The sequence below is a fragment of the Micromonospora sp. M42 genome (genome assembly GCF_000568915.1).
Lineage (GTDB): Bacteria > Actinomycetota > Actinomycetes > Mycobacteriales > Micromonosporaceae > Micromonospora > Micromonospora chalcea.
Map to the genome: position 1 here is coordinate 996,538 of NZ_KK037233.1, position 13,127 is coordinate 1,009,664.

The 13,127-nt window shown below is 72.8% G+C and carries 16 protein-coding genes; 6 read left to right on the top strand and 10 right to left on the bottom strand.

All coding sequences use genetic code 11. The features are described 5' to 3' along the window. Positions 1 to 583: cytochrome d ubiquinol oxidase subunit II (gene cydB, locus MCBG_RS04240; protein ID WP_043324036.1), on the bottom strand; the 583-nt coding region annotated here is incomplete at its 3' end. Between the two features lie 17 nt (positions 584 to 600). Beyond that, positions 601 to 2,013, bottom strand: a complete 1,413-nt coding sequence (locus MCBG_RS04245; protein ID WP_043324038.1) for a cytochrome ubiquinol oxidase subunit I — start codon at positions 2,011 to 2,013, stop codon at positions 601 to 603. 177 nt (positions 2,014 to 2,190) lie between these two features. On the opposite strand from MCBG_RS04245, the gene MCBG_RS04250 reads away from it, so the two are divergent. Further along, complete coding sequence (locus tag MCBG_RS04250; protein WP_255358581.1) at positions 2,191 to 2,955, top strand: lysophospholipid acyltransferase family protein; 765 nt, start codon at positions 2,191 to 2,193, stop codon at positions 2,953 to 2,955. 62 nt (positions 2,956 to 3,017) lie between these two features. Continuing rightward, positions 3,018 to 3,665: a flavodoxin family protein gene (locus MCBG_RS04255; RefSeq protein ID WP_043324040.1), complete on the top strand. Its 648-nt coding sequence runs from the start codon at positions 3,018 to 3,020 to the stop codon at positions 3,663 to 3,665. Positions 3,666 to 3,738: 73 nt separating this feature from the next. On the opposite strand, the gene MCBG_RS04260 is transcribed toward MCBG_RS04255, so the two are convergent. Together MCBG_RS04260 and MCBG_RS04265 are read right to left on the bottom strand one after the other, a co-directional pair. Further along, positions 3,739 to 4,107, bottom strand: coding sequence for a DUF4180 domain-containing protein (locus tag MCBG_RS04260; protein WP_043324041.1), 369 nt, complete (start codon positions 4,105 to 4,107; stop codon positions 3,739 to 3,741). After that, positions 4,100 to 4,543: a helix-turn-helix domain-containing protein gene (locus tag MCBG_RS04265; protein WP_223201060.1), complete on the bottom strand. Its 444-nt coding sequence runs from the start codon at positions 4,541 to 4,543 to the stop codon at positions 4,100 to 4,102. Before MCBG_RS04265 ends, MCBG_RS04260 begins: the two co-directional genes overlap by 8 nt. Positions 4,544 to 4,631: 88 nt before the next feature. Here MCBG_RS04265 and MCBG_RS04270 point away from each other — a divergent pair, with 88 nt between their 5' ends. From MCBG_RS04270 to MCBG_RS04280, 3 genes are all read left to right on the top strand, one after another. Beyond that, positions 4,632 to 5,399 carry a glycerophosphodiester phosphodiesterase gene (locus MCBG_RS04270; protein WP_043330133.1) on the top strand — a complete coding sequence of 256 codons (768 nt, stop codon included), beginning with the start codon at positions 4,632 to 4,634 and terminating at the stop codon, positions 5,397 to 5,399. Positions 5,400 to 5,419: 20 nt separating this feature from the next. Further along, the gene (locus MCBG_RS04275; protein ID WP_043324045.1) at positions 5,420 to 6,811 is read left to right on the top strand and encodes an MFS transporter; all 1,392 of its coding nucleotides are present in this window, start codon (positions 5,420 to 5,422) and stop codon (positions 6,809 to 6,811) included. An 83-nt stretch (positions 6,812 to 6,894) separates the two neighbouring features. Further along, positions 6,895 to 7,581, top strand: coding sequence for a thymidine kinase (locus MCBG_RS04280; protein WP_369799353.1), 687 nt, complete (start codon positions 6,895 to 6,897; stop codon positions 7,579 to 7,581). Between the two features lie 3 nt (positions 7,582 to 7,584). On the opposite strand, the gene MCBG_RS04285 is transcribed toward MCBG_RS04280, so the two are convergent. The 6 genes from MCBG_RS04285 to MCBG_RS04310 all read right to left on the bottom strand — a co-directional run bounded on the left by MCBG_RS04285 (position 7,585) and on the right by MCBG_RS04310 (position 11,392). Beyond that, on the bottom strand, positions 7,585 to 8,043 hold the full coding sequence (locus MCBG_RS04285; protein WP_043324049.1) for an Rv0361 family membrane protein: 459 nt from the start codon (positions 8,041 to 8,043) through the stop codon (positions 7,585 to 7,587). 165 nt (positions 8,044 to 8,208) lie between these two features. After that, entirely contained in the window at positions 8,209 to 9,198 is a 990-nt protein-coding gene (locus MCBG_RS04290; protein ID WP_043324051.1) for a tyrosine-type recombinase/integrase, read from the bottom strand. Positions 9,199 to 9,302: 104 nt separating this feature from the next. Next, entirely contained in the window at positions 9,303 to 9,737 is a 435-nt protein-coding gene (locus MCBG_RS04295; RefSeq protein WP_030504676.1) for an Hsp20/alpha crystallin family protein, read from the bottom strand. Between the two features lie 74 nt (positions 9,738 to 9,811). Beyond that, entirely contained in the window at positions 9,812 to 10,321 is a 510-nt protein-coding gene (locus MCBG_RS04300; protein WP_043330134.1) for a GNAT family N-acetyltransferase, read from the bottom strand. Then, positions 10,318 to 10,845 carry a DUF2087 domain-containing protein gene (locus tag MCBG_RS04305; RefSeq protein ID WP_043324054.1) on the bottom strand — a complete coding sequence of 176 codons (528 nt, stop codon included), beginning with the start codon at positions 10,843 to 10,845 and terminating at the stop codon, positions 10,318 to 10,320. Before MCBG_RS04305 ends, MCBG_RS04300 begins: the two co-directional genes overlap by 4 nt. 58 nt (positions 10,846 to 10,903) lie before the next feature. Further along, positions 10,904 to 11,392 (bottom strand): GNAT family N-acetyltransferase, encoded by a 489-nt coding sequence (locus tag MCBG_RS04310; RefSeq protein WP_043324056.1) that lies wholly within the window; start codon positions 11,390 to 11,392, stop codon positions 10,904 to 10,906. Between the two features lie 108 nt (positions 11,393 to 11,500). On the opposite strand from MCBG_RS04310, the gene MCBG_RS04315 reads away from it, so the two are divergent. Further along, positions 11,501 to 13,042 carry a glycosyltransferase family 39 protein gene (locus MCBG_RS04315; RefSeq protein ID WP_043324058.1) on the top strand — a complete coding sequence of 514 codons (1,542 nt, stop codon included), beginning with the start codon at positions 11,501 to 11,503 and terminating at the stop codon, positions 13,040 to 13,042. Positions 13,043 to 13,127 lie beyond the last annotated feature (85 nt).

The following is a 13,127-nucleotide window of genomic DNA, read 5'->3' on the forward strand; positions in this document are numbered from 1 at the left end:
GGGCGCCGGCGCGCTCGCGGATGTCGCCGGTGGTCTTGAGCGCCAGGAACACCGCGCCGTGGGTGAGGAACAGCCCCAGCGTGGTCAGGCCGCCGAGCAGCGCGTACGGGTTGAGCAGGTCGAGCAGCCCGCCGACGTACTCGTGGTCGGCGTCCAGCGGCACGCCGCGGAAGATGTTGGCGAACGCCACGCCCCACAGCACGGCCGGGATCGCCGAGCCCCAGAAGATGGCCTGGTCCCAGCGGCGCTTCCAGGACGCCTCGGGCCGCTTGTGGCGGTACTCGAAGGCGACGCCGCGGGCGATCAGGGCCAGCAGGATGAGCAGCAGCGGCAGGTAGAAGCCGGAGAACAGGGTGGCGTACCACTCGGGGAAGGCGGCGAACATGGCGCCGCCGGCGGTGATCAGCCACACCTCGTTGCCGTCCCAGACCGGGCCGATGGTGTTGATCAGGACACGGCGCTGCCGGTCGTCGCGGCCGAGCACCGGCAGCAGCATCCCGACGCCGAAGTCGAAGCCTTCGAGGATGAAGTAGCCGGTGAAGAGCACTGCTACGAGGAGAAACCAGACGGTCGTCAGTTCCACGGTTGGGCTCCGGGGTGTCAGTAGGCGAACGCCAGCGGGCGCTCGGCGTCGTCGGTGTCGTCGTCGTCGGTCTGCGGGGTGACGTCCGGGACGCCGGCGCGGGCATAGCGGACCAGCAGCTTGAACTCGACCACCGCGAGGACGGCGTAGATGAGCGTGAACGCGGTGAAGGAGGTGAGGACCTCGGTCAGGGAGACGCTGCGGGACACGCCGTCACGGGTGAGCATCTCGCCGAAGACGATCCACGGCTGGCGGCCCATCTCGGTGAAGATCCAGCCGAAGGAGTTGGCCAGCAGCGGCAGCACGGGCATGACCAGGCCGGCGCGCAGCAGCCACTTGCTGGTGGGGGTGCGGCCCTTGCGCTGGCTCCAGAGCACCAGCAGCGCGATCGCGGCGGCGGCCAGCCCGAAGCCGATCATGAAGCGGAAGCTCCAGTAGGTGACCGGGATGATCGGTGCGTAGTTGCCGGGGCCGTACTGGCTGGCGTACTGGGCCTGGAGGTCGTTGATGCCCTGCACGGTGCCGTTGGGGTCGCCGGTGCCGAGGAACGACAGCAGGTACGGGATCTTGAGAGCGAAGATCTCGCGGCTGCCGTCGAGGCTGCCGACGGTGAGCACGGAGAACGAGGCGGGGCTCTCGGTGGTGTAGAGGCCCTCCGCGGCGGCCATCTTCATCGGCTGCACCTCGGTCATGATCTTGCCCTGGATGTCGCCGGTGAGGATCACCAGCGCCGAGGAGATCAGGACGACCCAGGAGCCGAGCTTGGTGGCGAAGCGGTACGCGCCGGTGTCGGCGCTGTCGCGGTTGCGCATCACGTGCCACAGGCCGACGGTGACCATCAGCGACCCGGCGACCAGGAACGAGCCGGCCAGCGTGTGCGGGAAGGTGACCAGGGCGACCTTGTTGGTGAGCACGGCGACGAAGTCGGTCAGCTCGGCGCGGCCGCTCTCCGGGTTGATCCGGAAGCCGACCGGGTTCTGCATGAACGAGTTGGCGGCGAGGATGAAGTACGCCGACAGGTTGGTGCCGATCGCGGCGGCCCAGATCGCGGCCAGGTGCAGGCGTTTGGGCAGCCGGTCCCAGCCGAAGATCCACAGGCCGATGAACGTGGACTCCAGGAAGAACGCCACAAGGGCCTCGATGGCCAGCGGCGCGCCGAAGATGTCACCGACGAAGCGGGAGTAGTCACTCCAGTTCATGCCGAACTGGAACTCCTGCACGATGCCGGTGACCACACCCATCGCAAAGTTGATCAGGAAGAGCTTGCCGTAGAACTTGGTGAGTTTGAGGTACCGCTCGTTACCGGTGCGGTGCCACATGGTCTGGAGGATCGCCACCAGCACGGACAGGCCGATGGTCAACGGCACGAACAAGAAGTGGTAGACGGTGGTGACACCGAACTGCCAGCGGGCGACGTCCAACGCGTCCACCAGAAAACCCCCAGCTGTGCATACTACGAGACGTAGTAGATACTACTCGGCGTCGTAGCGAAAGCAGCAGGGCCGCAGGGCCCCACCCGGCCCGGGACCAATGACCCTGATCACCCTTGCCGGAGGACCCCCACCGGCTCCCGCCGCCACCCCTGCGCGTGCGACCATCCAGCACTGATGAACAGCACCCTCTGGCGCGCGCCGCTGCTGTGGCGGGGCGCGCAGACGCTCGCCCGCGCCGCCGTCGGGCTGGTCGGCCGGCTGGAGGTCACCGGCGACGTGCCCGACGCGCTGCGCCGCGGCCCGCTGATCCTGGCCGCCAACCACATCAGCCCGTTCGACCCGGTCGTGCTCGCCGCCGCCTGCCGGGTCCGCGACGTCGCGCCACGGATCATGGCCACCGGCGGCCTGTTCCGCACCCCGGTGATCGGGGCGCTGATGCGCCGCGCCGGGCACATCCGCGTCGACCGCGGCACCGCCGCCGTGCACCGCTCGCTGAGTCGCCGCCCAGGCCGTGGCCGGCGCTCGGTGGTGCTCGTCTACCCGGAGGGCGCATCGGGCTCGACCCGGGCATGTGCCCGAGCGGGGCAAGACCGGCACGGCCCGGCTCGCGTTCGCCAGCGGCGCCGCCGTCGTACCGGTGGCGCAGTGGGGTTCGCACGAGGTACTGCCGTACCGCGCGCCCAAGGGGATGCTGCGTGGGGTGGCCCGCGCGCTCGTCCGCCGGCCCGCCATCCGGGGCACTTCGGCGCCCCGGTGCCGATCGACGACCTGCGGTCGGGCTCTCCCGGCGCGGCCCGGCACGCCACCGACCGGATCATCGACGCGATCACCGACGACCTGGTCCCGCTGCGCCCCGACGAGCCGGACCTGCCGCGCCACGTCGACCCGGGCCGGCCGGTCGACACCGCCCGCGCCCACCGCCGCCACCGCCCCGGCTGACGCATCCCGGCCCCGGAGGCGGGTATCAAGTCCCGCAATCCCGAGGCGGAGAGGATCCGGCCATGACCGCTGTTCGAGCACTCGTCCTCAACTGCACCCTGAAGCGCTCACCGGCGACGTCCAGTTCCCAGGTGCTCGGTCAGGAGGTGCTCGACGCGCTGGCCGATCAGGGTGTCGACGGCGAGATCGTCCGCGTGGTCGACCACGACGTGCGCTTCGGGGTCTCCGCGGACGAGGGTGCCGGCGACGGCTGGCCCGCCATCCGCGCCAAGCTGCTCGCCGCCCAGATCCTGATCATCGCCACGCCCATCTGGCTCGGTCAGCCCTCGTCGGTCACCAAGATGGTCCTGGAACGGTTGGACGCCGAACTGTCCGAGACCGACGACCAGGGCCGCCTGCGTACCTACGGCAAAGTCGGCGGGGTGGCAGTGGTCGGCAACGAGGACGGCGCGCACCACACCATCGCCGAGGTGCAGCAGGCCCTCAACGAGGTGGGGTTCACCTGCCCGGCCGCCGGGGCCACCTACTGGGTCGGCGAGGCGCTGCACAAGACCGACTACGTCGACGCCCGCCCCAAACCCGACACGACCGGCCGCACCACCGCCGCGCTGGCGCTCAACAGCGCCCACCTGGCCCGGCTGCTCGCGGAGCAGCCCTACCCGCCGCCGGGAACCCGCGACGCAGCCACCGCCCCCGCCCGCCCCCGTTGATCTTGCAGTTGCTGTCCGGCTGAACCCGGCAAACCGCCCCGAACGAGGGCCGCAAGCGCAAGATCGACGGGGGTCAGGGGGTGGCGCGCAGGCGGGCGTCCAGGGCGTCGAGGTCCGGTACGAACCACACCTGGTCGTGGCGGTTGGACTCGGCCACCAGCGCGCGCAGCGCGCCACTGCGCTCCATGTGGTCGGAGATGTCGCCGACAATCGCCAGGCGCAGCCGGTAGTTGACGAACTTCTGCATCACCTCGCCCGCGAAGCGGGTGCCGAGCGTGAAGAAGCCGGGGTCGAGCCGCTCGGCCGGCACCGCCACCACAGTCGCGCCGAGGAACGCCGCGCCGATCAGGTCCAGCGCGTCGCGCTCGGTGGCGATCGGCGGGCCGTCCGGATCGCAGACCAGCACCGCCACGCCGGCGCGCTCCTGCATCAGGTCAGTCACGGCCGCCGCCGAGCAGGTCGTTGCCGCCGCCCAGCACCCCGTCGACCAGGCGCAGCAGGTCGGCGGTGGCGGTGAGGTCGCCCAGGATCATGATGGTCATGCGTTGCCGCTCCTCGTCGTGGACCGTCTGCACCCGCAGCGGACGGTCCGGGTCGTGGTGGGTGTTCACGCCGGCCAGCACCAGCGTCGCGAGCCGGTCGGCGGCGGTCCGGTCGACGCCGTCGAGCCGCAGGACGCTCGACACCTCCGCCGCCGGTCCGGTGGCCGCGACGGCCGGCCGGCCGGTCAGCGCGTCCAGGTCAGCGCGCGCGATCCGGTACTGCTTGCCGATCCGGGTGGCCCGCAGCCGCCCGGACCGGATGTAGCCGCGCACCGTTCGCACGTGCAGCCCGAGCAGGTCAGCGACCTGCTCAACCGAATACATGTCGTTACTCATCGCACCCTATCTTAGTCACGATAGGGAACGATAGGTAATTTCATCGCCCGGCCATGTGCGCGCCACCCGGGCCGGGCATACTGCCCGCGTGCAGCCCCGTCACGGCTACCTCGACGCGCCCGCGCCGCTGGCGTTCGCCCACCGCGGCGGTGCGGCCGACGGCGACGAGAACACCGCCGCCGCGTTCGCCCGTGCCGTCGCCCTGGGCTACCGGTACGTGGAGACCGACGTGCACGCCACCGCCGACGGCGTACCCGTGGTCTTCCACGACCCGACGCTGCGCCGGGTCACCGGCGAGCCCGGTCGCATCGCGGACCTGCGCTGGGCCGACCTGACCTCGGTGCGCGTCGGCGGGGCCGCCCTGGTGCCCCGGCTGGACGACGTGCTGAACGCCTGGCCGCAGGTGCGGTTCAACATCGACGTCAAGTCCGACGGCGGCGTGGCGCCCACGGTCGCCACCGTCACCCGGGCCGGCGCGGGTGACCGGGTGCTGCTCGCCTCGTTCAGCGACGCCCGGCTGTCGCGGCTGCGCGCGCTGGCCGGCCCGAGCGTCGCCACCAGCCTCGGCATGCGCGGCGTGGCCCGGCTGCGGCTGGCCTCGCTGCACGGGCGACCGGTGCGGCTGCCCCCGTCCGTGGTCGCCGCGCAGGTCCCGGTCTCCTTCGGGCGGGTGCCGGTGGTGGACCGGCGGTTCCTCGCGTACTGCCGCCGGATCGGGTTGCACGTGCACGTCTGGACGATCGACGAACCCGCCCAGATGCACCACTTACTTGATCTTGGTGTGGATGGCATCATGACCGATCACGTCAGCGTGCTCCGCGACGTCTACCGCAGCCGCGGCCACTGGGCCGCCTGACCCCCCGAGGACGACCCCCGATGGCCGATACGGTCACCCCCGCCGTCGCCGACCCCGCCGGACCGGGCAGCACCCGCCGCGAGCGCACCGGCTGGTACTTCTACGACTGGGCGAACTCCGCGTTCCAGACCACGGTCATCACGGTCTTCCTCGGGCCGTTCCTGACCACCGTCACCGAGCTGGCCGCCGGCTGCGAACTGGGCGCGGACAGCTGCGACGGCGCGGTGTACCCGCTGGGCGTCAAGGTCGCCGCCGGCTCGTTCTACCCGTACCTGATCTCGCTGTCGGTCTTCCTCACCGTGTTCGTGCTGCCGGTGATCGGCGCGATCGCCGACCGGTCGGCGCACAAGAAGCGGCTGCTCGCCGCGGCGGCCTTCACCGGCGCCGGCGCGACCATCGCGTTCGCGTTCGTCACCGGCGAGCGCTACCTGCTCGGCGGCGCGCTGTTCCTGGTCGCGAACATCTCCTTCGGCGCCGCCGTGGTCGTCTACAACTCGTTCCTGCCGCAACTCGGCGGCCCGGACGAGCGCGACGGCATCTCCAGCCGCGGCTGGGCCATCGGCTACCTCGGCGGCGGTCTGCTGCTCGCGCTGAACCTCGTCGCCGTCACCATGCTCAGCGAGGAGGGCAACGCCCAGCGCACGCTGGACCTGGCCCGCTGGTCGATCGTGTCCGCCGGCGTGTGGTGGGCGGCGTTCACCCTGGTCCCGCTGCGCTGGCTGCGCGAGCACCCCACCGCCGCCGCGTTGCAGGCGGGCGGCAATGTGCTCACCGACGGGTTCCGGCAGCTCGGGCGCACCCTGCGCGAGCTCAAGACGTACCCGCTGACGCTGTTCTTCCTGCTCGCGTTCCTGGTCTTCAACGACGGCATCCAGACCGTCATCACCCTGGCCAGCCAGTACGGCACCGAGGAGCTGCGACTGGACCAGAGCACGCTGATCGTCACCATCCTGCTGGTGCAGTTCCTCGCGTTCGGCGGCGCGCTCGCCCTCGGCGCGCTCGCCAAGCGCATCGGCGCCTGGAAGACCGTGCTGCTGTCGCTGGTGCTCTGGACCGGTGTGATCATCGCCGCGTTCCGGCTGCCGGCCGAGGCGCCCGTGCCGTTCATGATCCTCGGCGGCTGCATCGGCCTGGTCCTCGGCGGCAGCCAGGCGCTGAGCCGGTCGCTGTTCAGCCAGCTCATCCCGGCCGGCAAGGAAGGCGAGTACTACGGCTTCTACGAGATCAGCGACAAGGGCACCAGCTGGCTCGGCCCGCTGGCGTTCGGCCTGGTGTTCCAGCTGACCTCGTCGTACCGGGTGGGCCTGGTGTCGCTGTTGATCTTCTTCGTGGTCGGCTTCGCGCTGCTCGCCGCCGTGCCGATGCGCCGGGCCATCATCGCCGCCGGCAACACCCCGCCCCGGGTGCTCTGACGGGTCGATCATCGCGGACCGGATCCGGCGGCGTCGATGGACTAGGCTGCCCCGACGTGACCGACGACGCCGCCCCGACCTGCCTGGCCCGTCCCCTGCCGGGGCCGGGCGACGACCGAGCCGCCGGCTGCGCCGCCGCCCGCGGCGTCGACGGCCGGCCGCTGCACGCCGCCGCCCTGAAGTTCTTCTGGGGGCCGATGGACTGCGGCAAGTCCACCATGGCGTTGCAGATGAACCACAACCACGCCCGCCAGGGCCGCCGCGGCCTGGTCACCACCCGCATCGACCGCTCGCTGGGCCCGCAGGTCACCACCCGCATCGGCCTGGCCCACGAGGCCGTCGAGGTCACCGACGACCTGGACCTGCGCGACCTGGTCCGCGACGCCTGGGCCGAAGGAGTACGGGTGGACTACCTGATCTGCGACGAGGCGTCGTTCTACAACCTCGAACACGTCGAGCAGATGGCCGAACTGGTCGACCGGTTCGACGTCGACGTCTACGCCTTCGGGCTGGCCACCGACTTCCGCTCCTGCCTGTTCCCGGCCGCGCAGCGGCTGTTCGAACTTGCCGACGAGGTGGCCCGGATCCAGGTCGAGGTGCTGTGCTGGTGTGGGCGGGAAGGGCTGCTCAACGCCCGGGTCGTGCAGGGCGCGGTGGTCCGCGAGGGCGCCCAGGTCGTCATCGGCGACACCGTGGACACCGCCGACGTGCGCTACCAGGTGTTGTGCCGGCGGCACTACCGCTCCGGGGACCTCGGCCCCCGCGCCTGAGCCTCAGAACGGGTCCCCGCACACCCGCCACGACCCGCCCTCCGACACGATCGGCAACTCACGTTCCTCGCTGCCGCCGCCGTCACGGTTGATCCGCACGATCACCGTCCCGGTCGGCTTGCCGGAGCGGGTCGCCACCGACACGTCGACGATCTCGTAGCCGCTGACCTGCGGCGGCGTACGCACCCAACTGCCGAAGCCGGCCTTGCTCCACCTACCCCGGGCCTCGGCGCACAGCCGCTCGTACGCCGCGTCGGTGTCCCCGGCGGCGACGTCGCGGAAGAACCCGTCGGCGGTCTCCCGGACCGGCCCGTCGGACTGGAGCACCACCTGCGCGTTCCACGCCGCCAGCCCGGCCACCCCGATCAGGCAGGTGCCCACGCCGAGACCGGCGATCAGCACGCCCGCGCGTAGCGGCCGGCGCCGCCGGGCCGTGTGGTGCCACTCCTGCTGCCTGCCCATCACCGTCGACGGTAGGCAACCGGAACGCGCCGCGCAGGCGGTTGCGCCGCGCGCCCGTGACGGGCCGAAGATGTCAGGGGGCGGCGGCAGACTGCCGGTACGCCCGATCGGGCAGCCGTTCTGCCTCTGCCCCCGCCCGCAGGGCTGACCGGTCCGCGCGACGGCTCAGCCGCGACGGCGGGCGCGGGCCGCCCAGATCGCGTACGCCGGATCGCGGTCCAGGTTGTGCCGGTCCCGGTCGTAGCGGCGGGTGGTACGCGGATCGGCGTGCCCCATCGCGTCCTGCACGTCCTCCAGCGGCACTCCCTCCGAGCGGGCCGTGGTGGCGAACGCGTGGCGCAGCGAGTGCGGCGACAGTTTCGCCCAGGCGGCTATCCCGGCGCGCTGCGCGAGGCGGCGCACCAGCCGGAACACGGCATGCCGGTCCAGCCGGCCGCCGGTCGCGGTGACCAGCAGCGGACCGGTCAGCTCCGGCACCGTCACGCCCTGCGCCTCGGCCCGCGCGGTCAGGTAGGCGTCGAGGGCGTACGCGGTGCCCGGGGTGAGCGCGCGCCGGCGTACCTTGCCGCCCTTGCCGACGAAGCGGACGCTGCGGTGACCGCGCTCGGTGCCCAGGTCGGACACCTCCAGCGCGACCAGTTCCCCCACCCGCAGCCCCAGGTCGGCCAGGAGCGCGACGGCGGCCCGGTTGCGGGCGGCGGTCGGGCCGGTGTCCGTCTCGGCGGCGGCGATCAGCGCGTCGACCTCCTCCGGCGTCAGGCCGACGGTGGCGGAGTGGTCCCGGTCCACCCGCGGCCGGTCCGCCGCCGACACCGGGTTGGCGGTCACCGCGCCCAGCTTGGCGAGGAAGTCGTACCAGCTCGACAACGCGGACAACCGGCGCGCCACGGTGGCCGGCGTGAGCGTCCGGCCGTCGCGCCCGCGCGGCGTGGACTCCAGCTCCCGGCCGTAGGCGTTGACGTCGAGGAAGGTGGCCCGCAGCGGGTCGAGCCCCCGCTCGGCGCACCAGCTCAGCCAGCCGGTGACGTCACGGCGGTACGCGTCACGGGTGTGCTCGGACAGCCGCCGGTTGCGCAGCCACGCCTCGGTGACGTCGGCCGGGCCGGCGGGCAGGGCGGCGGTGCGGGCGCGCGGCAGCACCTCGGGGCGAAGCATGTGAGAAAGGCTCTCAGCCCGCGGATGGTTTGGCGATCAGGCGCGCTGGTACGACAACGCGGGGTCGGCCGGCGCTCCGGCCTCCCCCGCGTCGGTGTGGACGGTCAGGCGGTGGTGAGCTGGCGGCGGCCGTTGCCCTCGGCGGGCGTGGCCACGGTGATCCGGCGCGGCTTGGCGCGCTCGGCGATCGGGATGCGCAGCGTCAGCACGCCGTTCTCGTAGCCGGCCTCCAGCCGGTCGGTGTCGAGCGTGTCGCCCAGGAACAGCTGCCGGGTGAACGTGCCCATCGGACGCTCGGCGGCGACCAGTTCGACGTTCTCGCCGCTGGGGCGGCGGCGCTCGGCGCGGACGGTCAGCACGTTGCGCTCGACGGTGCAGTCGATGCTGTCCGGGTCGACGCCGGGCAGGTCGAACGCCGCGTAGAAGTGGTCACCGTCGCGGTAGGCGTCCAGGTGCATCACGGCGGGCCGGGCGGCGGTGCCGAAGAACTGCTCGGCGATCCGGTCGATCTCGCGGAACGGGTCGGTACGCATCAACATGGCTCTTGCCTCCTCGGTTCTCCTGGCCCAAGGTCTCAAGTTGAGTCTTGGTGACTCAAGTTCCTGGTTCTGTTTTAACGCGCCCGCGCCGCGTCGTCAACTCGCGCCGGCAGTGACTTCTCGAACCAGTGCTGCGCGTACGGGCCGCTGGTGAAGGCGGGGATCTCCCGGTAGCCGTGCCGGGCGTACAGGGCCCGCGCCTCGACCAGGTCGGAGCGGGTGTCCAGCCGGATCCGCGTCTCCCCGCCGCCGACGGCGTACGCCTCGACCGCGGCGATCAGCGCCGCTCCACCACCGGCGCCACGGTGCTCCGGGCGCACGTACACCCGGGTCAGCTCGGCCCAGTCCGGCTGCCACCGCAGCCCGGCGCACCCGGCGAGGCGACCGTCGCGGCGGGCCAGCACCAGCAGCCCGCTCGGCGCGACCAGGTCGTCGCTCGGGTCCTCGGCCAGCGCGGCGTCCACCTCACCCGGCTGCTCCGGACGCCCGTACCAGCGGCGCACCATCTCCGCCATGTACTCGCGCAGCACCAGCGTCGCGTCCGGCTGCTCCGGGCGTACGACGTGCGTGCTCCAGCCGCTCACGGCCCGGTCCGCCAATAGACGCCCTGCTCACGGGTGAGCAGTATGTCGTCGATCAGGTAGCGGCGCAGCGTCACGTGGTCGGCCTCGCCGCCCTCGCACCACCGGCGCAGCGCGTCGTCCACCTCCCGCTCCGGATAACGACGTCCCGGCTCGAAGGTGCGTTCGGTGATGTGTTCCAGCAGCACGCGGCGGCGTCCGTGCTGCGCGGGCAGCCGGGTCAGCGTGCCGTCACGCAGGAACGTGCGCAGGATCGTCTCGCGCGGGTTCGCCGCCGGGGCCGCCGGAGACGCCGCCCCGGCCCGGGCGAACTCGCGCAGCCGCTCGGCGTCGACCCGCAGCCCGCCCCCGTCATCGGCGAGCACACCGGTGTCGGTGAGACGGCGTACGGCCACCGCGGCGTCGCGGGCGGGCAGGCCGGTGCGGGCCACCACGGCCGGCAGGTCGCGGGCACCGAGCACGATCGCGGCGAACACGGTCCGGCGGCGCTCGTCGGCGAGCGCCCCGGCGAGGGCATGAGCGGTCATGGCGGGCAGCCTGTCAGCAACCCACCCGGTCCGGCCAGGCGTTTTCCGGCCGCCGATGTCACAGCCGCCGGTGCATGACGTGCAGCCCGACCCGGCCCAGCGTCGGGTGGGCGAACGACTCCGGCACGGTGCCGATCACCGTGAAGCCCAGCCGCCGGTACAGCTCCACCGCCGCCGTGTTGGTCTCCACCACGGCGTTGAACTGCATCGCGGCGAAGCCCTGCCGCCGCGCCCAGTCCAACGCGTCCTCGCACAGCGCACGGCCCACGCCCCGGCCGCGCGCGTGCGCCGCCACCATGAAGCTCGCGGTCGCCACGTGCGACCCCGGCCCGGGCCGGTTCGGGCCCATCTTCGCGGTGCCGCGCACCGCGCCGTCGTGGTCCACCGCGACCGAGGTACGCCCCGGCGGCCGCTCCACCCACACCTCGCGCGCCGTCTCCGGCGACCATTCCGGGTCGTACGCGAACGTGTCGGCGGCGGCCACGACGTCGGCGAAGATCGGCCAGACCTGGTCCCAGTCGGCGTCGGCGTAGTCACGAATCCTCATCGCCGGGCACGCTAACCGTCGCCCCGGCCGTCCGGCCACCGGTTTCCGTCCACCCGGCCGAGGGTCACGGGGCATCGACGGCCCACCGGTGCGGTCCATCATGGGCAGGTGGCCGAATCAGTCGCCGACGTCGATCGGAGCCAGGCCGCCGCGCCCGGTGGCCCGCCGCCCGCCGGTCCGCGTACCGCAGCGCCCATGGTGGTGGGCGCGGTCCTCACCGTCGTGCTGCTGTCGCTCGCCGGCCGCTACGGCTACCACCGCGACGAGCTGTACTTCCTGCTGTGCGGCCGGCACCTCGACTGGGGCTACGTCGACCAGGGGCCTCTCGTGCCGGCGCTGGCCCGGCTGGCCGACACGATCGCGCCGGGCAACCTGGTGGTGCTGCGTACCCCGTCGGCGTTCATCGGCGGCGCGGCGGTGGTGCTGGTCGCCGCCATCGCCCGGCAGTTCGGCGCCGACCGCGTCACCCAGACGGCCGCGGCGGTGCTCGCCGCCGCCTCGGGCATCGTGCTGGCCGGCGGCCACCTGCTCAGCACCACGAGCGTCGACCTGCTGGTGTGGCTGGCCGCGGCGCTGTGCGTGGTGCGGATGCTGCGCACCGGCGACAGCCGGTGGGCGCTCGGCGCCGGGCTCGCGCTCGGCGTCGGCCTGCTCAACAAGCCGCTGCCCGCCCTGCTCGGCGTCGGCCTGGTCGCCGGGGTGCTGATCGCCGGGCCACGCCGGCTGCTGAGCGACCGGTGGGTGCTCGCCGGCACGGGCGTCGCCGTGCTGCTCGCCGTGCCGTACGCGGCGTGGCAGGCCACGCACGGCTTGCCGCAGCTCGACGTCGCCGCGTCGATCGCCGACGGCGACAGCTCCTACAGCGGCCGCATCGACGCGCTGGTGCTCCAGTTCCTGATCATCAGCCCGTTCGCGGTTCCGGTGTGGGTCGCCGGGCTGGTCGCGCTGCTGCGCCGGCCGTCCTGGGCGGCGTACCGGTCGCTTGCCTGGGCGTGGCTGGTGGTGGTCACGATCGTGGTGGTGGCCGGCGGCAAGGGCTACTACGACGCGCCGCTGCTGCTGGTGCTCACCGCCGCCGGGGTGGTGCCGGCCGTCGTGTGGGCGCGGCGGGGCACGCCCCGGGTCCGGCAGGCGCTGCTGGTCACCGCCGCCGTGCTGATGGCCGCGAGCAGCGCGGTGCTGCTGCTGCCCACGCTGCCCGCCGACCGGCTGCCCGGGTTCGTGGTCGCGGCGAACTACGACGCGGGCGAGACCATCGGCTGGCCCGAGTTCGCCGACTCGGTCGCCGCCGTGCACCGCGCCCTGCCCCCGCCCGAGCGGGACCGGGCGGTGGTGCTGACCGGCAACTACGGCGAGGCCGGCGCGCTGGCCCGGTACGGGCCGCAGCGGGGACTGCCCCGCGCGTACTCGGGGCACAACAGCATGGCCACGTTCGGCCGGCCGCCCGACGACGCCGACGTGGTGATCGTCGTCGGCTGGTCCCGCCCGGACCGGTTGCGCGCCTGGTTCACCGAGGTCACCGAGGCCGGCCGGGTCGACCAGCGGGTCGACGTCGACAACGACGAGAACGGCGAGCCGATCTTCGTCGCCCGAGGGCTGCGCCGCCCGTGGTCGCGGATCTGGGACTCCGAGGTACGCCACGGCTCCTGACATACTTGCCGCCATGCTCTGGGGAGTCAGCGGGTCGATCTTCCTCCTCGACTACCTCGGCGCGGTCGCCGTGGCCGTCGCGATC